The organism is Pseudomonas sp. NPDC047961 (genome assembly GCF_050272435.1).
Taxonomy (GTDB): Bacteria; Pseudomonadota; Gammaproteobacteria; order Pseudomonadales; family Pseudomonadaceae; genus Stutzerimonas.
The window spans coordinates 654223-677453 of the sequence record NZ_JBNNMD010000001.1 but is presented as its reverse complement, the minus strand read 5'-3'; the positions used below and the strand labels follow the sequence as shown (position 1 = coordinate 677453).

The window sequence follows — 23231 nt, the reverse complement described above, 5'->3', positions numbered from 1 at the left end:
TCGGCCAGAGGCAACCATGATGCATATGGAATCGTTTCCCGAGGGCTATCGCGCGCTGGTTATTGGTGCCTCCGGCGGCATCGGGGCTGCGCTGGTCGACGCGTTGCGCACGGACCCACGCTGCGCATCAGTAACGGAACTGGGGCGCTCGACTTCGCCGCCGCTGGACTTGGCGGATCCAGTCAGCATCGAGCAGGCCGCGGCGGAGCTAGCCGGACATGGGCCTTTCCACCTGATCATCAACGCCGCCGGCGTGCTGCACAGCGATGCTTTCATGCCGGAAAAACGCCTCGCTGACCTCGATCATCAACAGCTACTCGAAACCTTTCAGATCAACGCCTTTGGCCCGGCGCTGCTGCTGCGGTATTTCTCCGGATTGCTCGACCGCCAACGCGGCGTGCTGGCGATGCTCTCGGCCAAGGTCGGCAGCATTGGCGACAACCGCCTCGGTGGCTGGTACAGCTATCGCGCCTCCAAGGCCGCGCTGAACATGCTGATCAAGACGGCTGCCATTGAGGTCAAGCGCAGCCAGCCGAATGCCGTACTGCTGGCGTTGCATCCAGGCACGGTCAGCTCGAATCTATCCCAGCCCTTCCGCGGCGCCGAGATTGGCCGGCCTGCCGCCGATGCAGCGCATGATCTGCTGCGCGTTATCGACGGGTTGGGACCCGAGGCGAGCGGCGGGTTTTATGCGTATAGCGGTGAAGCGTTGCCCTGGTAGGAGCAGGCGATGAAGTAGGGAGGGCAGGGACTGCTGATTTTCAGCTACATAGGGTGTGTCGTTTCTATTGCTGGTGGCGCGGCAGCTTGAGGTAACCCGGTTCGACTGATCCTGAAATAAATAGCCTTCAGGAAACGGTTCCACAACCGAGCGCAACGGGACTTACGTCGAGCCTTCCGCGAGGGGAAAGTATGCTCGAATAGTCTTCCCTGCCACTGGCCCCTAGCATCTGTCAGGCGCGCTCCCTCTGTTCATGATTTCACAATGGGAGTGATGGTCCGTTATGCGTATATTCCATTAAAGAACCGCAGCGCTACGTATGACCCGTGTACACGCGAACATAAGACAGGCTTTGGCAGATGGATCTATATAAGCAGGTGTTGTTCGCGTTTATTGTGCTGCTGGCAGCGGCGCAGACACGGGCAGCACCAGCGGTAGTAATTGGCGAGCACCCGATCAAACAGACCGATTTTCGGATGGGCTATTTTGTCGATGCCTCGCACAACCTGACGTTTGACCAGGCCAGAGCCCAGCCATTTAACGAAACTGGCAACCGGACCTCTCTTGGCGCTGACGCAAGGGTCGCCTGGTACCGGCTTATTCTGCGCAACGCATCGGATACGGACCAGAAGCTATTTATTCACCTTCCGCATGCATACCATCTACGCTCAGTTGAAATTTATGAAGAACGGGACGGCAAGCTGCGGCAACGCGAACAGCTTAATATGAACCAAGCTGCTGATTCCGACTTGATGTTTCGCGGAACGTTAGTTTTCCCGCTGGCGCTTCCCGCGCAGCAGTCCACCACGCTTTACTTGCGCAGCGTATCTTATTCTCACCAATGGTTCGCGATCGATATTTATAACGAACGAACGAGCGTCGCGTCTGGCATTGGTAAGTGTTAATACCGATATCGCCCTTATGGTCGGCATGCTGCTCGCTCTAGTGTTCTACAATGCGCTGCTGTATTTCGCCACCAGTAACAGGGAGAATATCTACTATTCACTTTATCTTATCTCTGGGCTAGTTTGGATCGCGCTCTCCTACGGCCTGATTGCCAGCGTGTTTGATGGGTATGGTGACGCAGTTTTCCAGCTGAACATGTCGCTGATTACGATGCCCATCTTCTTGCTGCTGTTCATGATGTCAATCTTCGAGACGAAGTTGTTCTACCCCACCGAGCACCGCTTTCTGCAAGCACTGATTGCGCTCCTGGCGGTCACCTTCATATGGTCCATTTTTGATATTTCTGCTGCGCTCAAACCGGCAAGCAGTCTGGCAGCGCTGATGATGCTGGTCACCTTTTCGGTCAGCATCTCGCTGTATCGCAAAGGTCATCCGCTCGTAAAGTATTTCCTGGTTGGCCACAGCTTCTTCGTACTATTCAATATTCTTGCCGTGCTTACTTATAAAGGCATCCTTTCACCGACCTATGTAAGCAGTCATGGGGTTGGCATCGGTATCGTGCTCGAAGCGCTGACGCTGGCATTCATCATCTCGCACCGGATCAAGCTGCTAGAGGATATGCGTGCCTCTCAAGAGGATTTGAAAAAGCAGGCGGACACTGACCCTCTGACCAAGCTGTATAACCGACGGTACTTCTTTCCAGAATCAGATTACTTACTCAATCTGGCCAGAAGCTCCCGCACTTCGATATCGATCGTGACGCTCGATATTGATCATTTCAAACGCATTAACGACTCCCACGGCCACGCCAGTGGCGACCAGGTCATCAGGCACTTGGCGAAAACTCTGAAAGAAGAAAGTCGCACTATTGACCTGGTTGCTCGTTTGGGCGGCGAGGAGTTTGTCGTTCTGCTGCCAGGGGCTAACCTCATGGAGGCTGGCCAATTTGCCGAGCGCATCCGTTGCGCCGTGCAGGCGCTGGAAGTTACGTCCAGCATAGGCGAGAACATTCAGGTCACCGTAAGTATCGGTGTCGCAGAGATCGATACCACCCAAGAGAGCATCGAGTCCGCACTAGCGCGCGCCGACGGGGCGCTGTACGAGGCTAAGGAAAGCGGTCGCAACCGCGTGTGCCAAGCAGAGCCCGCTATGGTTTTTAGCATCGAAGCGTTGGCTGATCGCGTAAGCGATTGAACCGATCGGTGTGCCCGTTGTGACCCAACCGCCTGACCATCGGCGGGACGGATTGGACAACTCTCTATATAGCCATATGGATGGGTCTTGCCTGCCGCGCATCGCTGCTGATGCGCTGCGGCATCGCATAGGATCCGGTGACGACCTGATGCGGTTGTTTCTTTGAGACTAGCTCTCCCTCCACGCCAAGGGCATTGCCCAGGTGCTCGATTCCACACGGCGTTGCGTTGCGAGCTGGCCGAGCACTGTCCCCATCCTTGTTGATCCGACACAGCTGCCGAAGCGACCGCAAATGCGTGTCAGACGGCAGCGCTGCAGGTTGATCGCCACGGGCGCGTCAAAGCCAGCTGTTCGCTGTCCGGTTCCTCGCCGCTTGGCTCGAACCTCTGCGTTCGATCGGGTTCAGTTTAAGAACCATGCAAGCTTCAGCGGCGTTTAATGCTGGCTGAGCTTGAACGCACCCGTATGCGATGCCCTATGTCTGACGAGGAGACAGCGTTTTGCAAAAGCTTTTGGGACCCAAGGAGCCCCATGCAGACGAGCGACCGTCCAGTTGCAACAGACAAAGCACAGTAAGAGGGTTCGATATCGAGTTCTATGACGGATCGAATGCTGAGCTCATCGCCCACATCATCGAGGCGAGCAACCGCGAGTTCAGCTATATCGTCACCCCTAACGTCAACCATGTGGTCCGGCTCGAAGACGATTCCGAACTGCGCCGCGCCTATGCAAACGCCAGTCACAGGATTTGCGACAGCCAGGTGTTGAAAGGCTTGATGACACTGCTGCGCATCCCTGTCCCGGACGTTATCCCTGGCAGCGACCTGACCGCGGAACTGATGTATGTCGCCGAGGCGAAGAAGTGGCGGGTAACGGTGGTTGGCAGCGACGCATCGGACGTACGAACGATGCGTCGGCTATACCCGAATGTGACCTTTTTTCATCACAACCCGCCCATGGGCTTCGACGACAACCCGCAGGACGTTCAGACGTGCATGGACTTCGTCATCGGTCATCCTGCCGAGCTCGTGGTACTTGCCGTAGGTTGCCCTCGCCAGGAAGTTCTGGGGCGACTGATTCGAGCAGATGGTCGAGCACGAGGGGTCGGACTGTGCGTCGGGGCGTCGATCGACTTCCTCTCCGGCAAGGTTCAGCGAGCGCCGAGATGGATGCAGCGCATGTCGCTCGAATGGTTGCACCGTATGTGCACCGAACCGCGACGCCTGGCAAAGCGCTACGCCAAAGACGCGGTTCGCATCATGCCTATCGTGTACCGGCAGTTTCGGTGATGGCCGGAGCGTGAAGGCCGTCGTTCCCTTTCTTACGACTGCCGTCCGCCCCGATGGCTGTCGTTGATCTGGTTGTAATCGAAAGGATTTCGCTAGCCCAACCCATGGCGGCGCAGCCGCCGGCCACCCTTGATAGGGATAGGTGTACCGAGTAATGCACATCCCGACGAGTGGCGAGATATTGGCGTTACTAAATTGACTTGCGTCAGGGGTGGCTGAGGCTCAAACCGAAAAAATACCGCCGGTCAAAAACGGATTCCACGCAGCCTGTTCGGCATGCGTCGGCCTCTGTATTGGGCATCCACGAAAAGCTTCTGAGCATCTACGAAAAGCTTCGACCGCCCAAACAGACATAAAAAACCGCTCTCACGCATCGGATGCATTGCATCCCGGTGCAGCGGAGCGAGAAATGCCCATGCCTGCGCCGCTCCGTGAAAACGGAGCATGAGGTTCCTATGCTGAAAAATATTCCCCTGAGCGCGAAGCTCGTTCTCATTCTTGCGTGTCCGGTACTCGGTTTCCTTTGGCTCGCCAGCCTGTACATCGCTAACAGCTACAGCACGCTGAAACAGATGGAGGACACTGTAGAGGCCAGCGTGGCCGCGCAGACCGTCAGCCGTCTGATCACCGCATTGCAGCGTGAGCGTGGCGCCAGTGGGGTCTACCTGGGGAGCCAGGGACGCACCATGGCGAATCGCCTGCCAGGCATGCGTCAAGCTACCGATGAAGCGTTGAGCGCCGTGAGGGAACTTGCCGCACGTGATAGCTCGCACATAGGCACTGTTCTAAAGGGCCTTGATGAACTTCCGGCATCGCGTTCGCAGGTCGACGCGTTTGCGATCACCAATGTCGAGTCCGGTGCGCGCTTCACCGGATACATCAGATCCCTGATCGGTTTCACACATGCGGTGGAGCGCGGGGTGCAGGACGCCACGCTCGCACGAGCGCTAGGCGGCCTCAACCAGTTCATCGAAATGAAGGAGCGTGCAGGCCGCGAGCGCGCAATGCTGGGTGTTGTCTTCGCTCAGGGTCGCTTCGACGCGCCCTTGCTTGCGTCTTTCAGCCGAAACCTCGGTGAATTCTCTGCCTATATGGAAGGCTTCCGTCGTGCGGCGGCGGAGGGTTTTACCCGTGCGCTGGATGAAAAACTGCAGCAGCCGAGCGCGCTCGAAGTGGTGCGGCTGCAACGCTTGGCTTTTGAAGTGCCGATTGGCCAAAGCCTGGGCGTTGACAGTGAAAAGTGGTTCGAGACAGCCACCAACCGGATCGATCTTATGGGTGAGCTGGAACAGACACTGGCTCAGGACGTCGGGACCTTGGCCGCTCAGGCGCGCGACGAGGCACAGAGCGCCTTGTGGATGACCGTCTCCGCGGTGGTCATCGCGCTGTTGGTGGTGGTTGGCCTGTCCATGCTGATCATTCGCAACATCAAGCTGGCCGTTCGGGAGGTCAATCAGGCGCTGCTGGCACTGTCGGCGCGGGATCTGACGGCCAAGTCGCGCTACGAGGGCAAGGACGAGTTCGGCGAGATCTCACGCAACCTCAACCTCATGGCGATGGAGCTGCAGCAGGTCGTTCAAGAGATCAGTGCCGCAACGGCGCAGGTGGCAACGGCCGCCGAGGAGTCGTCCGCAGTTACGGTACAAACGAGCGAGAGCATCGATCGGCAGCGTCAGGGAACCGAGCTGGTGGTGACCGCCATCAACGAAATGAGCGCGACCGTGCGCGATGTGGCCAGAAGCACAAACGATGCCGCCGAGCTGTCGCAGCAGCTCAACGCCAATACGGCTCAAGGGCGAGCCGAGGTCGAAAGCACCATTGGCCTCATTCGTCAGCTGTCTGACCAAGCTGACCAGACGGCAAGCATCATCGCGGACCTGAAGCGCGAGAGCGATTCCATCTCGTCTGTGCTGGATGTGATCCGTGGGATTGCCGACCAGACGAACCTGCTGGCGCTCAACGCGGCCATCGAAGCCGCCCGAGCAGGGGAGCACGGGCGTGGTTTCGCGGTCGTCGCGTCTGAGGTACGGACGCTTGCCCAGAAGACCCAGGAGTCCACCGGCAATATCCAAAACATGATCGCCAACCTCCAGGGCGGGGCTGACCGGGCGGCTCGCTCGATGCAGGAAACACTGGTCAAAGCGCAGAGCGGCTCCAGCAACATTGGCCGGGCGGGTGAGTTGCTTGCAGAGATAGCTGAAGGTGTTTCGGCGATCAGTGATCGCAACCTGCAGATCGCCACGGCCGCGGAGCAGCAGAGTGCGGTGGCCGAAGACATCAACCGCAACATCGTCGAAATCAACGATGTTGCGATTCAGGTGAGCGCGGGCGCAGAACAGACGGCCACGACCAGTCTGGAACTCGCCCGCCTGGCTGAACAACAGCAACAGCTGGTGGGACGGTTCAAGGTTGCTTGAGCCGTGACACTGCGGTGTGACCCTCTGCCGCAAAGCAGCCGCTCGCTACGTTAGTGGAGCCGTACCGCAGGCGGAGCTATCCGTTACGCGCTGCAGTGCGGTCCACCCACGCTAGTTACCGCTTTGTTGATGAGGTGGAGAAGGGATCTAATCTAATACTCTAAATTCGCCACTGTCAGATACTAGGCTTGTCAGTCCCCAGCCTTCCTCACTATAGATTGATGCCCTGTTACCACCCAAGGCTTCAAAAGCGCTTGCAAGCTCTTCACAGGAGAAATCATCAAATCTGTAGAAGCCCGAGCTAAGGTAGGAACTCTCTACGGTGACAGTGATGCCATCTGCACGATCATCTATGCTGCAAAATGGCGCATGGCTGTATGCCAGAGATCTCTCTACAGCCCTCGCAACCAACTCTAAATATTGCTGATAGTGAAGTTCGTATGCTTCATATTTCGAAAACAGACTGGAGTAAACCTCTGACAGCACCCCCATATCGAATACCGCCAGCAATCCTATTTGGCCGATCTTAAGCTTTAGGCACATGCTACTCCATGTGTCGAAATAGTTAAAATCAGGGCCAGTGCCGTCCTTGACTTTATATATAAATATCGAGGCAGGAACTTCGGAGCTATTACACCTAAAGTCGATTGGTTTTGATACTCCTTTGAGGATAGCCTGAAGGACTCTGTATGGAAATAGTTCATCTGGCTCAAGAATATTTCTAGAGCCTGGGAAAGATCTATTCAAGTTCAATGCAGTCTCTTTTCTTAACATCCCCAGATAAATCTTTATCAACCAAAGAGCAAGTCGCCCCTTGTCTAGTTTGCAAAAAGCCTCATAGCCATCTGTGAAAGAATTTTTTACCTCTAGCTCGATTGAGGATAGGTGCACATTATTGCAGAGCTTGCAGCATGGAATTTTAATATCCTTGTATCTAATTCTGCTGCCATTCAAAAGAATTATGCTTTCATTCCAAAGGGAGAATTTATTTAATAACCATTTAGGAAATACGTGTTCTTGTGAGTAATTGTCTTGTTTTTCATGAAGTTCCTCGCCACACACAAAGCAGCATTTGGGATCGAATATCTTTGTAAGATTGGTGTGCTGAGTAATGTCCATATAGTCTCGTTAATATCGCCAACGTAGTGACTATACTATTGCGAGGCAAGAATAATTTCCAGAAGATATCTGGATATGTACTTGTTCAAAGATTGACATGACATTTATTATCCATCGGCCGGCTGCTCCTGCCGAAAGCAGACCTTCGTCATTCCCATCCACGCTGGATTTCTCCGCTATCAGCATCCCTGGTCTGTATATCCATACAGATAAATCTTGCCTGCCGCGTTGTCGCTGCGCATGCTAGTCAGCATGGAAAATGACCCAGTGACGACGTGATGCGGCTGTTTCTCTGCGAAAAACCTTCTCAAGCCAAAGATATCGCTCAGGTGCTCGGCGCCTCTCGGCGGGGCGATGGTTGCTGGCTTGGTGCCGGCGTCACTGTGACTTGGTGCATCGGCCATCTGTTGGAAACCGCACCGCCGGACAGTTACGACGCGCGTTACAAGCGCTGGGTGCTGGCTGATCTGCCGATCGTGCCCGAGCGCTGGAAGATGCTGGTCAAGCCCAAGACTGCCAGCCAGTACAAGGCCGTGAAACGGCTGCTGGGCGAAGCCAGTGAACTGGTGATCGCCACCGACGCCGATCGCGAAGGGGAGATGATCGCCCGCGAACTGGTGGAGCATTGCCGTTACCGAGGGCCGATCCAGCGACTGTGGCTATCGGCGCTGGACGATGCCTCGATTCGCAAGGCGCTCGGTGCGCTGCGGCCCGGCGCCGATACCTTCAACCTTTATCAATCGGCGCTCGGGCGTTCGCGGGCGGACTGGCTGATCGGCATGAACATGAGCCGACTGTTCACCCTGCTTGGGCGACAGTCCGGCTATCAGGGCGTGTTGCCGGTTGGTCGGGTACAGACGCCGACGCTGCGCCTGGTGGTCGACCGCGACCGCAGCATTGCCGACTTCGTGCCGCAGCCATTCTGGGCCATCGAGGTGCAGCTTTTGGGTGAGAATCCGGTGCCCTTTACCGCGCAGTGGCGCGCGCCGGAGGCGCACAGCGATGACCAGGGGCGTTGCCTCGACCAAGCGCTGGCGCAGCGAGCGGCCGAGGCCATGCGTGCGGCTGGCAGCGCCCGGGTGCAACGACTCAAGACCGAACGCATGCGCGAAGCGGCGCCGTTGCCGTTCGATCTGGGCACCCTGCAGGAAATCTGCTCGAAGAAGCTCGGCCTGGGCGCTCAGGAAACGCTGGATATCGCCCAGGCGCTCTATGAAACCCACAAGCTCATCACCTATCCGCGCAGCGATTGTGGCTACCTGCCGTTGAGTCAGCACAGCGAAGCACCGGGCATCCTGGCCGCGTTGGCGCAGGCCGATCCATCCCTCGGCGAGCTCGCGCCGCACCTCGAACCCCGGCGTAAGTCGCGTGCCTGGAACGACGCCAAGGTCGGGGCGCACCACGGCATCATCCCCACGGCGGCGGCTCGCGCCTTTGAACGGCTGACTGGCAAACCGCGGGCGGTCTATACGTTGATCCGTGCCCGTTACCTGGCGCAGTTTCTGCCCTCGCATGAATACGACCGCACCCAGGCCGATTTCGACTGCGCAGGCCAGGCACTGCGGGCTGTCGGCAAACAGATCGTCGAGCCGGGCTGGAAGCGCGCCTTGCCCGAGGCGCTGGCCGCCAATCGCGGCCGTGAGGCGCCAGGGCCGCAGACACTTCCGGCGCTGCGTGAGGGGCAGATATGCCCGATCCACGACCTGACCTTCAAGGACCTCTGGACGCAGCCGCCCAAGCCATTCACCGAAGGTGATCTGATCAAGGCGATGAAGAACGTGGCCAAGCTGGTGGACGATCCCAAGCTGAAGCAGAAGCTCAAGGACACCACCGGCATCGGCACCGAGGCGACGCGCGCGGGGATCATTCAAGGTCTGCTCGACCGCGGCTACCTGACCAAACAGGGCAAGGCATTGGCGGCGACGCCGGCGGCCTTCAGCCTGATCGATGCGGTGCCGCGCGCCATTGCCGACCCTGGCACCACGGCGATCTGGGAACAGGCGCTGGACATGGTCCAGAGCGGCGAAATGGGCCTGGACGAATTCGTCAGCAAGCAATCTGCGTGGATGAGCAAGCAGGTCGAGCGCTGTAAGGGCGTTCGCCTGACTATCAGCGGGCCCGCCGCGCCTGCCGGTCGCGGCGCACCCTGGAAAAAGCGCAAGGGCGCAGGCCGCAAAGCCGCACCCAAAACGCGCCGCGCTGCGAAGTCACCCAGCCCCGCATGAGGGTCTACTATCCGGCAAACCAGGTCTGCAAGAGGTAATAGCAGGCGCTACCCAGCACCGCCGTGACGATCAGCCCCAGCCGTGTCGCCACAGCGATGCCCGCCACCAGCGCCAATGCAGCGGTGGCGGCGAGCGGTGCCTTGGCGGCCTCGCTGTAGAGGATGTACACCGCGAAGTTGATGAACACGGCGGTCGGCAGCACGCGCTCCAGAATGCGCCGGGTCGCGTCACTCAGGTCGAGCGTGACGAACACCGGCAGGATGCGCACCAGGCAACTGGTGGCGAACAGCGCCACAATGGCCAGCAGCACGGACGTGTTCATGAGCGCACCCGCGCCAATACGCAGGTGGCGAGCAGCACGCTTGGAATCCAGAAATACAGCGGCCCGAGCAGCATGATCAGCGCCACGGCGATCAGCGTGCAGAGCGCGACGGCCAGCGACAAGCGAACGTGGCTGACGCTGAGTTGGGGCAGGCGTGAGCGGAGCTGGCTGGCAGAGAGGAACATCAACACGACGCTTGCCGGGAAGCCCAGGTTCAGGTCGGCAGCGAGCCAGTTCGCCGGGATCAGGTTGCCGATGACCGCACCTGCCACGCCGGCAACTACCCAGGTGAGGAACAGCGTGGCGCGGATCACGGCCAGCGATGCCCAGCTGTCCTGTTCACTTTCGGTGGCATAGGCCTCGTCACCCAGCATATGAGCGAGGAGCGCGCGCAGCCCCCTGGTTCGCGGCAGCCGTGAGGCCGAAACATAGGCGATTGGCAGGTAGCGACTGTTGATCGAGGCGGTGAGCAGCAGCATGGTGATGAACCCGGCGCCGGAATCGGCCAGCGGCAGCACCGCAAACTGACCGCTGCCGGTGAACCCCAACAGGCCTATCAGGGCGACTTCCAGCGGGCTCCAGTCCGAGCGGCCGGCCAGCACGCCAAACAACAGGCTGACCGGGATGATCGCCAGCGCGGCGGGTGCGACCCGGCGCAGGGCGTCGACGGGTCGGTATGCGGTGGCTTCCATCTGTCGCTGTCCTTGATGGCTCGAGGGGTGCGCTCATCGCACCGGGCCGAACAGTCTAGACCGGGCGCTTCGTTGCTGTCTCGGCTGCGGTAGCCAGCAAGCGAGGTCCGCCTGGTTGTCCATCGCCCCAGCAGGTGTGCCCATTCGCGTTTAGAATGCGCGCGCCTTTTTCGAGACGATTGAACATGCAGCCAGATGCCCTCGCGACCCTCCAGCAGCACCTCAGCCAAGCCTTTTCCCAGGTGCCGGACGAAACCCGCCGGCTCTTTCATGGGCGCGGGCGCTGCTGGGCCGGGCTCGAGCACGTCACGGTAGATTGGCTACAGGGCGTGGTGCTGGTTTCGCTGTTCCGGGAGCCACCTACCGAAGAACTGGAGGCGCTGATCGGGGTGCTCTCGGCGCTGACCGAGGCACAACCTTGGCAATCGAGTGGAGCGCATACGCTGTTGCTGCAGCACCGCTACCTGCCTGACAGCCGTATGCAGCCGCTGCTTGGAGAGCCGCCCGAGGAGTGGGTGATCACCGAGGATGGCCTTCGCTACAAGCTCGACCTGGGCATCAAACAGAACAATGGGTTGTTTCTCGACATGCGCTACGGCCGGCAATGGGTCCGCCAGCAGGCGGGCGGCAAGCGTGTACTCAACCTGTTCGCTTACACCTGCGGGTTCTCGGTGGCGGCTATCGCCGGCGGCGCCGAGCATGTGGTCAACTTGGACATGGCGCGCGCGGCGCTGAGCCGCGGGCGCGACAACCATCGGCTCAACGAGCATGACCTCAGTCGGGTCAGCTTTCTTGGCCACGAGCTGTTCAAGTCCTGGGGTAAGGTCAAGAAGACCGGCCCTTACGATCTGGTCATCATCGACCCGCCATCTTTCCAGAAGGGCAGCTTTGCGCTGAGCCGCGATTACCAGAAGATTCTCAGGCGTCTGCCCGAGTTGCTCACCGAAAGCGGGACGGTGCTGGCCTGCATCAATGACCCGGACACCGGTCCAGATTTTCTTATCCAGGGGATGGCGGCCGAAGCGCCGGAATTGGTGTTTCAGGAGCGCCTGGAAAACCCGCCGGAGTTCCCCGACATCAGCCCCGACAGTGGTCTCAAGGCTTTGGTTTTCACTCGTCGCTCGTTTTAGACGCAGCGATCCGAGTCTAGGGCTGAAGCAAGGCCAACAGACATACCTTCAGACAGGCGCTGGCGTACCGATTTGGCGAATAGCTCCGGTGGCGCCTATAGCCGGATTAGACGATGTGAGATGGAAACGAAACTGCCGGCACACGGCCGGCAGTTTTGGCTGCTGCGATATCAGTGTTGGCTGACGATAGCCATGTTGTTGAGGCCTGCCTGGCTGATCAACGCGGTGTTGCCGATACCGCTCTGCATGACGTCTGCGGCGTTGCCTGTGCCGTTCTGCATTACCGTAGCGGTGTGGCTCTGGCCGAGCTGAACCAGTTCCGCCTCGTTGAAGAAACCGTTCTGGCTGACGCTGGCCACGTTGAGGTCGCCGTCCTGGTCGATGTCGACGTTGTTGTTGACACCCGTGCTAGAGCCGGTGATGCGGTTGCTGTCACCTTCCTGATGCGCCGCCAGGATGTTGCCGACGTCCGACTGGGTGAAGTTCAGCTCGTTGTATTTGCCTTGCTGCTCGACGTTGGCTTGGTTATAGCCGCCGTGCTGGTCAACCTTGGCGATCTGGCCGCGTCCGTTCTGGTCGATTGCGGCTGCGTTATCGAGGCCAGTCTGGTTAGCGGTAGCTGTGTTGCCATTACCGCGCTGATCCAGGTTTGCATTGTTCAGGTTGCCCTGCTGATACACGAACCCGTTCTGATTGCTGCCGCGCTGGTCGACGTTCACCGTGTTGTATTTGCCGCCTGAGTAGGTGTAGGCCTCTTGATTGCTTCCGGTTTGACGCACGTCGGCGTCGTTCGCCGTGCCGATTTGCTCAACCTCGGCTACCGAGCCATTGCTCCAGGTCTGCGTCACCTCAGCCATGTTCTGGTCGCCCAGCTGATTGATCAGGGCGCGATCACCGGAGCTCAAAGTCTGGCTAACGGTAGCCTCATTGAGGTTGCCGTCCTGATACAGCGAACTCTTGCTGCCATTGACTGCGTACTGGTAGCTGGTCGCTGAGTTGCCGTTGCCTTCCTGCTTGGTGAACGCTTCGGCGCCATAGCTGGTGCCCTGCTCAGTATTGGCAGTGTTGTCCTGGCCGCGCTGGCGCTGTTCGGCGCTGCTGCCCCAGGTGCCGCTCTGGCTGACGCTGGCTTCATTCGAGTGCCCATACTGCCATTGCACGGAGCGGCTGTTGATCGCCAGGGTCTGGTTGACGTTTGCCTCATTGAAATTGGCGGTCTGGGTCTGCAGGGCAGAGGAAGACAAGGAGCCGGTCTGCTCGACCATCGCGTCGTTGCCCCAACCGCTCTGCACTTGTTTGGCTGCGTTGGAGCTGCCGTAGCTCTGGATGACCTCGGCGACATTATTGACGCCGTTCTGGCGTTGTTCGGACGTGTGATCGGCCGCTATAGCCTGAGCGGCGGCAACGGTCAGCAGGGCAGCTACTAGGGGTTTGATCTTGAACATTGTTGTCTCTCCATGAAATGTTTTCAGCGGTACTTCCTGGTGGTGCTTTTTTAGCGGTACTGGCGGACCAGCACGCTCAGACCCCGGCCATGCTGCGTGACGCTGCTGCTATGCCCAGTGCCGGTCTGTTCGATCTGCGCGTCGTTGTACGCGCCGTACTGTTCAATTCGGGCCTGGTTGTAGCTGCCCGACTGAACAATCAATCCCTGGTTATGGCTGCCGTGCTGCTCGATGGATGCTTCGAGCGCATAGCCGCTCTGGAGGATGAAGGCTTCCAGTGCATTGCCTGTCTGGCTGATATTTCCGCTCAGGCTGTCCCCAGCCTGGGCGAGGAACGCCAGGTTGCGGGTTGGGGAGCCGGTTTCGGTTTGTGTCGGTGCGTTTGCGCTAGCCCGCCTGGAGGCGATTTCGTCAGGCGCGAGATCGAGCGAGGTCGGAAGGCTGGCGGCGAGCAGGGTGGTGCTGCCTAGTGCTGCGAAGAGCAGCGGAAGCAGCACTGCTCTGCAAGCAATCCTTTGCGCGTCGATCATCAGTCATCCCTGGTTAAGTCGCGGTAGGTCATCCTGACCTAAACCGCGATCTGGCAAATCCATCGAACGGCTGAAACCGCTTCGTTTGCTATGGATTGGTTGACGTGCCGAGGTATTTCGCCAATTGAGCGTCGACCGCCGAAGAACTGTCTGCGGTCTGCCACAGGCGCCGATCAACGCCTTGGGCGATGAGGTGTGCAACCGCCGCCTCGATGGCGGACAGCACACAAAGCTGCGCCGGCTCGTTGGTGGTGTAGCCGGCCTCGGCTTCGAGCAGCTCCTTGAATTCGATGAACTTGTAGACGTTGGCGCTGCGTCCGATGGAATAGATCGTCTTAGTGGTCATCACGTTGGACAGCACCTGGCCGCTGCGAACGTCGATGGCGCGCAGGTTGACCGTGACCTGATCGACCCGATACTCCTGCGATACGCCGATGCCCAGATAACGAGCACCTTGCCCACCACTGCGCACGTTGGTTTCGTAGGCGACGATAGCGCCTTCCATGATGATGTTGGCGGCCAGCAGCGACGGCAGCTCGGATTGGATGTTCGGCGCTACGTCCGGTTTGGCTTGTGATGCACGAATGATCTTGCGCTCGGTCAGCACGTTCTGCAGACCTTCACGCTCGAGCACGATGAACCAGCCGCTCGCCTGCATGGCGTCGACCAGCATGCTCGCTGCGCCCTGGGTTACCGCCGTGGAAAAGGAACTGGCGGGGCTGGGCTTGTACTGCCCGGTCTGATCGCGAAAGCCATAGACCGCCGCTACCAGCGGGCCTCGAGGGCGAGGCAGCTCAAGCAGGTCCTCATAGGTCGAAGTGCGCGGTGTCAGTGTTGGGGTTTCCTGGTCCGCCGACATTGGCTCGCGTACCGCGCAGCCCTGTAGAACGGCCATCATCCCGATGGCTGCAAATAGGCTTCTCATGGCCTTTCCTCTCCCTGGTTATTGACCAATGATAATTTCGGATACTTCACCGGTTACCCGGTCGGTGATTTCGACGATCAGTAGTCCTGCATCGCCGTTGTAGGCTCGAACGAAGAAGTCCGTGGTCGTGAGCGAGCCGGTTTCGCCTGCTTGCGCATCCCTAAGCAAATCACTCAGCAGGCTTGATTCGAGCTGGCTGGTAAGGCGCTCCAAATCTGAAGGTCGCTCATAAATGGAGCGGTCGATCGCATCCGGATCCTTCTTGTCGTTCTGCGCCTGGGCACTGCCCAGCAGCCATGCACCGTTGAGGGGGCTGCCGCCAAACGATGGATTCACTGGGGTGTACACCAGTTCGGTGGCACTGAGGCCGGAGCTAAGCAGCAATCCGGCCAGGAAGACGCCGGTGATTTTTTGTTGTGGCCGGTTCATAACTCATCCTTCGCGAGGTCAATGGTGTCTTCGAATAGTGCTTCGACTTTCCTACGGTTTATCTCTTGCAGCACGAAATCCGCCGCTTCATAGGCGGTCTGTTCCATGTCGCTGACGTTCGGTTGCAGAAAGCGGCGATACAGCGGTTGGTTGTTCTGCTCCACCCAGACCAGAATCCCCCAGCGCGCCGAGGGACGCTCTTTGACGGCCAGGTTGAAATCCAATGCGCTGGTGTCGTTGAGACGTTCACAAAACTTGCGGTAGAACTCCTGGCCGGAGCGTGAAACCGTATTGTTGGTGATGAATCCCTTGAGCTCGGCCTCGTCGGCACAGGCCTGGATGCTGAGCAGCAGCATCAGACCCAGGCAGGCCATCTTCATACCCCGGCCTCGCCGACATGCCCCAACACGAGCGATGCGCCCTGTGCGCGGTTGGAGGCACCCAACTTGCCCAAGGCGTTATGGATATGACTCTTGATGGTGTGGGTGCTCAGATGCAGGGACTCGGCGATTTCGGAATTGGAAAGCCCTTTGCCGGCAAGTGCCAAGATCTGTTTTTCCCGTACCGACAAGTCGTCGATGGCACGCGAGGCATGGGTGAGTTGACGGTAGCGGCCCAGCAGCTTTTCCATCAGCGCACGTGGCAGCCAATCGCCGCCTTCGAGCATCACGCTGATGCCGCGGCTGAAATTAGCGCGGCTGGGGTTCGGGTAGAACACGCCCTTGATCCACGGGTGCTGTACCAGCAAAGCGCGCGCCTGGTCAGCTTGGGCATTGATCAACGCGGTTGGGCTGTCGCGCAGTTGCCGGAGCAGGCGCAAACAATCAACTTCCGTGAAGCTGCCAACGTCGAGCAGAATCAGATCCGCGTCGTTTACGCCTGGACGAAATGTGCTGCTGCGCGTCAGACGCAACTGTGGACCACTCTGAAGATGCTGATGGAGCAAGCCGTCCAGTAATTCGCTGTTGGACAGCAGGACAAGACGAGAAGAAGCGACGACCGCAGGGGATTCATCGAACATATGCATATCCTTTGCAGAAGTGACTGGGGAGTAGCGCCCGTGATCCTTGCCGGGACTGGCGCTTTGACATTGCTCGGGAAAAGATAGTTCAGAGCGGTGACAATAAAAAGTCATTGTTGCGAAATAGTGACTGTTTTTCGACGAGCCACATCACTCTAGCGATGGCGGGTGGTGGCAGACAGACGCATGCTGGACTACATTTATTGGTCTTTTTTCGCGGGCAATGGGAGCAAGCGATGTCCGATCCAACGTTCTGGCTGGTGTTTTTCTCGGCCGCGCTGGCACTGAATCTTTCGCCAGGCCCAGATCTGTTGTTCGTGCTGTCGCGCACCCTGTCCGGCGGGCGGCGGGTCGGTGTGGCCTCAGTGTGCGGCGTCTGCAGCGGTGCCTTGGTTCACGTCGCGGCCGCTGCGCTGGGGATATCCGCCATTCTCGCCACCTCGGCGCTGGCCTTCGCTGTGGTCAAGTATGTCGGTGCGGTCTATTTGCTGTATCTCGGCGTTCAGGCATTGCGCTCTGCCGGGTCGGCCGCAGCGCTCAACCTCAAAGCGGCTCCGAAGGTCACCCGTTGGCAAGCTTATCGCCAAGGCATTCTCGTCGACGTCCTCAATCCGAAAGCGGCGATTTTCTTTATGGCGTTTCTGCCACAGTTCGTACGGCCCGACCAAGGCGCCATAGCCCTGCAGCTTCTGGTGTTAGGCGTGCTGGTTGTGCTGGTGGCGGTGGTTGTGGAATGCGCGATGGTTTTCCTGGCGGCTCGGGCTAGCTCGGCGTTGCGTGGTAACCGTCGCTTGAGTCAATGGATCGACCGCGTGCTCGGCTCGGTCTTGATCGGTCTGGGGATTCGCCTCGGCTTGGCTGAGCGTACATAAGCGTCCAGACCCAGATATGGGAACGTCAGCCCCGGTTTCGGTCTGAAGGGTATGCGGTACGCTTTTATAGGCGCAGCCGCGGCAACCGAAAGGAGCGCTCATGTCTCTGTACAGCAAGAACACCACGTCCAATCTGATTCCCTGTCTGCGCTATCGGGATGTGCCCGCAGCCCTGAAATGGCTTTGCCAGGTTTTTGATTTCGAGCAGCAGCGTGTAGTCGAAGACGCGCAAGTCGGGGTCATTCACGCGCAGCTCAGTTTTGGCAGCGGCATGCTGATGCTGGGACCAGTGGCCGATTCGGACTATGGCCGCCAGGTCAGGCAGCCGGACGAAGTCGGTGGCGTCTCTACTCAAAGCATCTATGTGATCGTCAACAGTGCCGACGCCCTCTATACCAAGGCCAAGGCCGCCGGCGCGGAGATCGTTGTCGAGCTGAAGGACGAGGACTATGGCGGTCGTGGGTTCAGTTGTCGCGACCTTGAGGGGCACCTGTGGAGCTTCGGCACCTACGATCCGTGGGCCGAGCCGGTTGCCGAGCAGAACGCACCGCGGGGGGGCTGCTGATGCGTAACCTAAAATTCGCCGACGGCGCTAGCGTTCCCGTAGTGGGGCAAGGCACCTGGCACATGGGCGAAAACCCGGCCGAGCGCAGCAATGAGGTAGCCGCCCTGCAACTGGGCATCGAGCTGGGCGTGACGCTGATCGATACCGCAGAGATGTATGGCGAAGGCGGTGCTGAAGAGGTGGTCGGCGAGGCGATCCGCAATCGCCGCGATCAGGTCTTTCTGGTCAGCAAGGTCTATCCGCACAACGCCAGCCGCAAAGGCGTGCCCGAAGCCTGTGAGCGTAGTCTGCGGCGGCTGGGCACCGAGTGCATCGACCTCTATCTGCTGCATTGGCGCGGGCAGTATCCGCTGGCGGAAACGGTCGAAGCGTTCGAGCGATTGAAAGACGCGGGCAAGATTCGCCGTTGGGGTGTGTCCAACCTGGATCTGGACGACATGCGCGAGCTGGATGCGCCGGACTGTGCTGTCAATCAGGTGCTCTACAATCCGCAGGAGCGGGGCATCGAATTCGATCTGCTGCCTTGGTGTCAGGCGCAGGGGATGCCCGTCATGGCCTACTGCCCGATAGGACAGGGCGGGGATCTGTTGCGCCACCAGACGATGCTTGAAGTGGCCCAGCGGCATAACGCAGAGCCCGCCCAGATTGCACTGGCATGGGCGCTGCGTCAGCCCAACGTACTGGTGATTCCAAAGTCATCAAACCCGACCCATCTTCGAGCAAACGCCAGTGCTGCGGAGTTGACGTTGCATGCCGATGACCTGGACCTGCTCGACGAGGCCTTTCCGCCCCCGTCGCGTCCATGCCCACTGCAAATGGTCTGAAACTCCGCTTGCTGGACGAGGCGGGGGAATGTTTGTCTCGCGGTAGCTGTCAGCTTATGACTGACAGCAAACCGGAGAAGCGAACATGAGCGAGTCCAGACTCGACGGCGTGGTGGTGGTCATCACTGGCGCCTCCAGCGGTATCGGCCGCGCAGCAGCGCAGGCGTTTGCGCGTGAGCAGGCCCGGGTGGTTCTGGCAGCGCGCGACGAGGAAGCGCTGCACGAAGTGGCCAATGAATGCCGAGCTTTGGGCGCTGAGGCGCTGGTGGTGCCGACCGACGTGACGCTCAGCGATTCGGTCGAGCAACTGGCCAGCGCGGCGGCCGAGTTTGGCCGCGGGCGTATCGATATCTGGATCAATAACGCCGGGGTCGGTGCTGTCGGGGCCTTCGACGAGACGCCAATGGATGCGCACGAGCAGGTCGTGCAGACGGATCTGATCGGTTATCTGCGCGGGGCACATGTCGTCCTGCCGTATTTCAAACAGCAGAACGGCGGCGTGCTGATCAATACGCAGTCGGTGGGTAGCTGGGTACCGCAGCCTTACGCGGTGGCGTACTCGGCGAGCAAATTCGGGCTGCGCGGGTTTTCCCATGCGCTGCGTGGCGAGCTGGCGCAGTGGCCGGGCATTCACGTCTGCGATGTGTATCCCTCGATGGTGGATACCCCCGGTTTCCGGGACGGCGGCAATTTCGCCGGTCGCTCGCTGCAGCCGCCACCCCCACTGTGCGATCCCCGTCAGGTGGCCGACGCGATGGTCAGTCTCGCCCTGCATCCGCGGCATACGACATCCGTTGGGCTGACGGCGACGCTGCTTCGTTTCGCCCATTTCATTACGCCAGGCTTTGACCGCTTGTCCGGCCTGCTGACCGGTGCTGCCTTGGGTCGTGCCGACCGTGTCGCGCCGTCCTCGGGCAACCTGTTCCATCCGGCGTTGGGCGAGCGTCGAATCGATGGTGGCTGGCGCAGTGATGAAAAGCCGCAGCGCAGTTTGTTACTAGCCGGGGGTATTGCCGCAGCGGGCGTAGTCGGGCTGCTACTGGCTCGCCGGCGCCGTTAGCGTTTCATATGCCGGCGGCGGCTGGTCAGCGAGTCGCCGGCAGGCAATCCAACGAGCTGAGGTCGCGCCTCATATCCCGCAGACGCTCATCAAGATGACGACGCTGGGTCGCGTCGGCCATGTTGTACAGGTCGATCACCAGGTCGATTGTGGCCTGTTCGACGGCCGGGAAGGCAGCGCGATAGGGCGCTGTCCAATAGACCTCACGGTCTTGAAGCAGTCGGGCGATGCGCTCGTCAAAATTTGCCTGTTCCCGGTTGCGAACGGCCTCGACCAGTGATCGCTGCCACTGGGCGCGGTTATCGAGCCAGAGCTGATTCTGCTCGCTAAGCGCTCTAGCCCACTCCTGGATGCGTTGGCGTTGAGCGGCGCTGGCTTTGCCTAACCATTGCTCGACGCGTTCTTGCATACGGTCGGCTCGCTTGCGAATTTGCTGGTCCAGCGGTGGCTCTAGGTATTTCTTCTCGCGCTCCTGGAGGTCTTTCTCAAACTGATCGTCCAGCTCACGCACCTGTCTGTCTTCAAGGTCGCGAAGCAGTTGAACGGTAGTTGGGGTGATTTCCAGCGCGATCGTCTGAATCGCCTCTTGGGCGTTCTCATAGTGTGCTCGTAGCGCGGACTCATTCAGCGAGCCCCGGCGGACCTGAGCCTGCAAGCGTTCGATAAGATCCAAATAGCCGGGTAGCTGAGTACGGCAGTGCCAGCTGATGTGCTCCCGCAGCTGCGTACGAAAGCGCGTCTGCTGGTCACGATTCATGTCCAGGTAATCGTTGAGCGACCAGGGGATCAGCAGATCCAGGTTTCGGTAGGCCAGATTCATGCGGCTGCAGCCGGTCAGCACAACGGCACACGCCAGCAGGACCAGAATCGATTTACGCCCAAGCACCTGCCTGATCTGCATTGCAGTCCTCGTCGGGATGTCGGAACGGGTTTCGGTTGCGTTGTTCTGTAGAGCCGCTAGCACCTCGTCAGTTCGAGGCGAAACAGCAACGGCTTGTTTCTGCGAGAAAACGCCGGCGGTTGTGGTCCTAGTTCAAGAGAGCGCCGCAAGCGCGACGCTCGGAAGCTGACAGCAAATAGCGGAGGTGAATATGCAACGCACGATCAAGCATCTGACCGGAGATGAAGTACCTCAGGGTTGGCGGCCAACCTGGGTCACCTGTTGGGTGGTCGAGATCGATGGGCAAACGATTGCCGGCCCGTACGCCACCGAAGCGGAAGCGCAGGCAGTGTTGGACGGGGAGCAAGACCCCAAGGTCTCGCAGACACCTACACCACAGTGATGACCGTCAGAGGCATTGATTAGCGCAGGGATCGCCTCTTTCCGGGAGTGGCGGAGGCGGCTCGACGAGCTGTGAAATCAGCTCCAAGGCTTTCTCGAACGAAGGGTAGCCACTCTGCGCAACGTCCAGCCCGGCATAGGCCTGGCGATATTCTTCGGCCTTTACGGCGTTGCGCTCATCCAGCAGGTAGGGTTCCTGGTAGATTTTGTATAGCAGCGCTACGGCGTGCGGGTGGCCCTTGGCGCTGGCCTGTTCGAGTAGGCGCAGGACCTGTTCCGGTTGTGGGCCTTGGCGGATCAACAGCAGCGCCTGGTAGAACTCGGTCTCGCCTCGTTCATCGAGGCGAGCGCTCCGCTCGAGCAGCGCATCGGCGAGTTCATAGCCGTTTTCGTCGCCGATGGAAATGAGAATCTTGGCCTGCAGCAAATCGTTCTGATAGAGCAGCCGCTCTGCGCGGCAACTGCCGTCGCTGCCATATTGGTCACATGGCTGAGAGGCGCAGCCGCCCAGCACAACGAGCAGTCCGATCACCAATGCGTTCTTCATTGCTGCCTTGTTCTCTCTATTATTTAGTGTGTCAGCGCGTGTTCTGACCCGCGTATGGCATAACTGTTCAGCCTGTTTTACTGCGCAGTGGCAATGGGCAGCAGTCCGTAATGGAACAGGAGGATCTGCCACTCGGGGTTCTCTGGCAAGTTCTCCACGAATCGGGCGAGATACTGGGTGGCAGCTTGGCCAAGCGCATCGGCGACCCATAGATGTCGAGTGAACTGGTACAGCGGCGTATTCGAGACGTACAAATCCCGGAGCTTTTTCTCTTTCCGGTAGTAGAGCAGGGTGGAGCGCGGAATCAACAAAGTGGCGATGCGACCTGACAGCAGCTTCTCGAGGTTTTGCAGGTCGCCTTGGGCGTTCTGGCGCTTGATTGCACCGCTGGCGATATCCGCTTCGAGCCCTTCGTATCGGTGCCCGAGCACGCCTCCCAAGACAAGGTTGTGTAGCGATTCGGGGTTTTCATACTCGAAGGGGGCATCGGGCAGCGAAACAAAGTCCTGTTGATCGATCAGTAGCGGCCCCGACCATTTGCCGTTGGCTGCTTGCTCGGCAGTGAAGAAGTTCGGAGTGGCCCAGAGCAAAACGCCAGGTCGTTCTCGTGCTAGCCGTATATCGACGCGTTTGCGCGGCAATTTGACCAGCTCGAAGCGAAAGCGCTGGTTGTTAGCGGCGTCGTTGTTGAGCAGGTTGACGAAAGCACGCGAAAGTCCCTCGCCGTCTTCGAGAATGAATGGTGGTGAAAAATGATACGTCCACACCTCGACTCGTTGTTGAGCCCCGCAGATCGAGGGCAACAGAACGAACGTCAGCAACAGGACGAATCTGTGCATGGTGATCCTGTATCTCGGAATGGCGAAATGCAGCAATCAGGGCCTGGCGCGATGGCCGGCATCTGATTTTGTATCCGGTTTCATTGGCACCAGCATAGTCCAGCGATCGCCAGGTGCGAGCCGTCAGGGGTTATGCAAGAGACGTCGCCAGGCTAGAAGCGTTCATGCTCGCCGAGAAAACGCCACTCTCCGACCGGCAGCTTAGCCATCGACAGGCGGCCGATCCGTATCCGCTTGCAGTTGAGCATCTCCAAGCCGATGGCTTCGCAGAGCTGACGCAGATCGCCGGCCTGCGGATTCTTAAGCACGACGCGCAGGCGGGTCTCGTTCTGCCAACTGGCCTTCGCCTTGGGCAGAACCCTGCCACGATGGCCGATCCCTTTGCCCAGCAACGCCAGGCCGCCTTCCTCCGGTTCGCCAGCGACTTCGACGATGTACTCCTGCTCTAGCATGTCGCGTGGATCGGCCAGTTTGCGGATCACCTCGCGTTGCTGGCTGAATATCACCAGCCCGCTGATGTCCTGCTCCAGCGGCAGCAGGGCGGTTTGGCGTGCGTAATGGCGTTCGCGGGGTGCCTGGCGAGAGCTGTCGCCGCTCCAATGGCCGGCCTCAGCAAGTTGCTTCAGCACGTCAGCAGGTTCTGCAGCGGTGGGCTGGCCGGCGGGTTTGTGCAGCAGCAGCGTGACCGGCGGCTGTTCAGTCGCGGTGGCGCCGGGCAGCAGTTCAATGTGCTGCTCGCCGACCTTGAAATAGGGCGCTTCGATGATATGCCCGTCGACGCTGACCCAGCCTCCCTCGATATACAGTTCGGCCTCGCGCCGGGAACAGCCGATCTGCTCGGCGAGGCGTTTGGACAAGCGTATCGGGTCGGTCATGG

The 23231-nt window shown here is 59.4% G+C and carries 25 protein-coding genes; 12 read left to right on the top strand and 13 right to left on the bottom strand.

Annotated features, from left to right (window positions below):
* Nucleotides 1-19 precede the first annotated feature (19 nt).
* The 5 genes from ACQKIK_RS03180 to ACQKIK_RS03160 all read left to right on the top strand — a co-directional run bounded on the left by ACQKIK_RS03180 (nt 20) and on the right by ACQKIK_RS03160 (nt 6527).
* Nucleotides 20-721: an SDR family NAD(P)-dependent oxidoreductase gene (locus ACQKIK_RS03180; protein WP_499135185.1), complete on the top strand. Its 702-nt coding sequence runs from the start codon at nt 20-22 to the stop codon at nt 719-721.
* A 359-nt stretch (nt 722-1080) separates the two neighbouring features.
* The gene (locus ACQKIK_RS03175; RefSeq protein ID WP_499134718.1) at nt 1081-1626 is read left to right on the top strand and encodes a 7TMR-DISMED2 domain-containing protein; all 546 of its coding nucleotides are present in this window, start codon (nt 1081-1083) and stop codon (nt 1624-1626) included.
* Between the two features lie 16 nt (nt 1627-1642).
* The gene (locus tag ACQKIK_RS03170; RefSeq protein WP_499134717.1) at nt 1643-2821 is read left to right on the top strand and encodes a sensor domain-containing diguanylate cyclase; all 1179 of its coding nucleotides are present in this window, start codon (nt 1643-1645) and stop codon (nt 2819-2821) included.
* Between the two features lie 500 nt (nt 2822-3321).
* Complete coding sequence (locus ACQKIK_RS03165) at nt 3322-4110, top strand: WecB/TagA/CpsF family glycosyltransferase (RefSeq protein WP_499134715.1); 789 nt, start codon at nt 3322-3324, stop codon at nt 4108-4110.
* 455 nt (nt 4111-4565) lie between these two features.
* Nucleotides 4566-6527 carry a methyl-accepting chemotaxis protein gene (locus ACQKIK_RS03160; RefSeq protein ID WP_499134714.1) on the top strand — a complete coding sequence of 654 codons (1962 nt, stop codon included), beginning with the start codon at nt 4566-4568 and terminating at the stop codon, nt 6525-6527.
* 147 nt (nt 6528-6674) lie between these two features.
* Here ACQKIK_RS03160 and ACQKIK_RS03155 read toward each other — a convergent pair whose 3' ends face one another.
* Nucleotides 6675-7646, bottom strand: a complete 972-nt coding sequence (locus ACQKIK_RS03155; protein ID WP_499134712.1) for a hypothetical protein — start codon at nt 7644-7646, stop codon at nt 6675-6677.
* Between the two features lie 278 nt (nt 7647-7924).
* Between ACQKIK_RS03155 and ACQKIK_RS03150 the strand changes: the two genes are divergently transcribed.
* Nucleotides 7925-9871, top strand: coding sequence for a DNA topoisomerase III (locus tag ACQKIK_RS03150; RefSeq protein WP_499134710.1), 1947 nt, complete (start codon nt 7925-7927; stop codon nt 9869-9871).
* 7 nt (nt 9872-9878) lie between these two features.
* Here ACQKIK_RS03150 and ACQKIK_RS03145 read toward each other — a convergent pair whose 3' ends face one another.
* A complete protein-coding gene (locus ACQKIK_RS03145; protein WP_064481830.1) occupies nt 9879-10193 on the bottom strand; it encodes an AzlD domain-containing protein in 315 nt (104 codons plus the stop codon).
* Complete coding sequence (locus tag ACQKIK_RS03140) at nt 10190-10885, bottom strand: AzlC family ABC transporter permease (protein WP_064481831.1); 696 nt, start codon at nt 10883-10885, stop codon at nt 10190-10192. The genes ACQKIK_RS03145 and ACQKIK_RS03140 overlap by 4 nt, the downstream gene beginning before the upstream one ends.
* Before the next feature lie 185 nt (nt 10886-11070).
* Between ACQKIK_RS03140 and ACQKIK_RS03135 the strand changes: the two genes are divergently transcribed.
* Entirely contained in the window at nt 11071-12015 is a 945-nt protein-coding gene (locus ACQKIK_RS03135; RefSeq protein WP_064481832.1) for a class I SAM-dependent methyltransferase, read from the top strand.
* Between the two features lie 170 nt (nt 12016-12185).
* On the opposite strand, the gene ACQKIK_RS03130 is transcribed toward ACQKIK_RS03135, so the two are convergent.
* The 6 genes from ACQKIK_RS03130 to ACQKIK_RS03105 all read right to left on the bottom strand — a co-directional run bounded on the left by ACQKIK_RS03130 (nt 12186) and on the right by ACQKIK_RS03105 (nt 16365).
* On the bottom strand, nt 12186-13460 hold the full coding sequence (locus ACQKIK_RS03130; protein WP_064481833.1) for a hypothetical protein: 1275 nt from the start codon (nt 13458-13460) through the stop codon (nt 12186-12188).
* Nucleotides 13461-13510: 50 nt separating this feature from the next.
* On the bottom strand, nt 13511-13990 hold the full coding sequence (locus tag ACQKIK_RS03125; RefSeq protein ID WP_064481834.1) for a hypothetical protein: 480 nt from the start codon (nt 13988-13990) through the stop codon (nt 13511-13513).
* Nucleotides 13991-14078: 88 nt separating this feature from the next.
* Nucleotides 14079-14915: a CsgG/HfaB family protein gene (locus ACQKIK_RS03120; RefSeq protein ID WP_499134709.1), complete on the bottom strand. Its 837-nt coding sequence runs from the start codon at nt 14913-14915 to the stop codon at nt 14079-14081.
* 18 nt (nt 14916-14933) lie between these two features.
* Nucleotides 14934-15344 (bottom strand): curli assembly protein CsgF, encoded by a 411-nt coding sequence (locus ACQKIK_RS03115; RefSeq protein ID WP_064481836.1) that lies wholly within the window; start codon nt 15342-15344, stop codon nt 14934-14936.
* Nucleotides 15341-15724 (bottom strand): curli production assembly/transport protein CsgE, encoded by a 384-nt coding sequence (csgE, locus tag ACQKIK_RS03110; RefSeq protein ID WP_499134708.1) that lies wholly within the window; start codon nt 15722-15724, stop codon nt 15341-15343. Before csgE ends, ACQKIK_RS03115 begins: the two co-directional genes overlap by 4 nt.
* A complete protein-coding gene (locus ACQKIK_RS03105; protein ID WP_499134707.1) occupies nt 15721-16365 on the bottom strand; it encodes a helix-turn-helix transcriptional regulator in 645 nt (214 codons plus the stop codon). Before ACQKIK_RS03105 ends, csgE begins: the two co-directional genes overlap by 4 nt.
* Before the next feature lie 236 nt (nt 16366-16601).
* Between ACQKIK_RS03105 and ACQKIK_RS03100 the strand changes: the two genes are divergently transcribed.
* From ACQKIK_RS03100 to ACQKIK_RS03085, 4 genes are all read left to right on the top strand, one after another.
* Entirely contained in the window at nt 16602-17237 is a 636-nt protein-coding gene (locus ACQKIK_RS03100) for a LysE family translocator (RefSeq protein ID WP_499134705.1), read from the top strand.
* A 100-nt stretch (nt 17238-17337) separates the two neighbouring features.
* Nucleotides 17338-17802 (top strand): VOC family protein, encoded by a 465-nt coding sequence (locus ACQKIK_RS03095; protein WP_499134704.1) that lies wholly within the window; start codon nt 17338-17340, stop codon nt 17800-17802.
* Nucleotides 17802-18626, top strand: coding sequence for an aldo/keto reductase (locus ACQKIK_RS03090; protein ID WP_499134703.1), 825 nt, complete (start codon nt 17802-17804; stop codon nt 18624-18626). The genes ACQKIK_RS03095 and ACQKIK_RS03090 overlap by 1 nt, the downstream gene beginning before the upstream one ends.
* An 85-nt stretch (nt 18627-18711) precedes the next feature.
* Nucleotides 18712-19686: an SDR family oxidoreductase gene (locus ACQKIK_RS03085; RefSeq protein WP_045429147.1), complete on the top strand. Its 975-nt coding sequence runs from the start codon at nt 18712-18714 to the stop codon at nt 19684-19686.
* Between the two features lie 25 nt (nt 19687-19711).
* Here the strand turns inward: ACQKIK_RS03085 and ACQKIK_RS03080 are convergent, their stop codons facing one another.
* Nucleotides 19712-20587, bottom strand: coding sequence for a DUF6279 family lipoprotein (locus ACQKIK_RS03080; RefSeq protein ID WP_045429145.1), 876 nt, complete (start codon nt 20585-20587; stop codon nt 19712-19714).
* A 190-nt stretch (nt 20588-20777) separates the two neighbouring features.
* Here ACQKIK_RS03080 and ACQKIK_RS03075 point away from each other — a divergent pair, with 190 nt between their 5' ends.
* Nucleotides 20778-20969: a hypothetical protein gene (locus ACQKIK_RS03075; protein ID WP_045429143.1), complete on the top strand. Its 192-nt coding sequence runs from the start codon at nt 20778-20780 to the stop codon at nt 20967-20969.
* A 6-nt stretch (nt 20970-20975) separates the two neighbouring features.
* Here ACQKIK_RS03075 and ACQKIK_RS03070 read toward each other — a convergent pair whose 3' ends face one another.
* The 3 genes from ACQKIK_RS03070 to ACQKIK_RS03060 all read right to left on the bottom strand — a co-directional run bounded on the left by ACQKIK_RS03070 (nt 20976) and on the right by ACQKIK_RS03060 (nt 23229).
* Entirely contained in the window at nt 20976-21515 is a 540-nt protein-coding gene (locus tag ACQKIK_RS03070) for a hypothetical protein (protein WP_499134701.1), read from the bottom strand.
* A gap of 77 nt (nt 21516-21592) precedes the next feature.
* On the bottom strand, nt 21593-22354 hold the full coding sequence (locus tag ACQKIK_RS03065) for a transporter substrate-binding domain-containing protein (protein WP_499134699.1): 762 nt from the start codon (nt 22352-22354) through the stop codon (nt 21593-21595).
* Nucleotides 22355-22506: 152 nt separating this feature from the next.
* A complete protein-coding gene (locus ACQKIK_RS03060) occupies nt 22507-23229 on the bottom strand; it encodes an RNA pseudouridine synthase (protein ID WP_046162091.1) in 723 nt (240 codons plus the stop codon).
* Nucleotides 23230-23231: the final 2 nt, after the last annotated feature.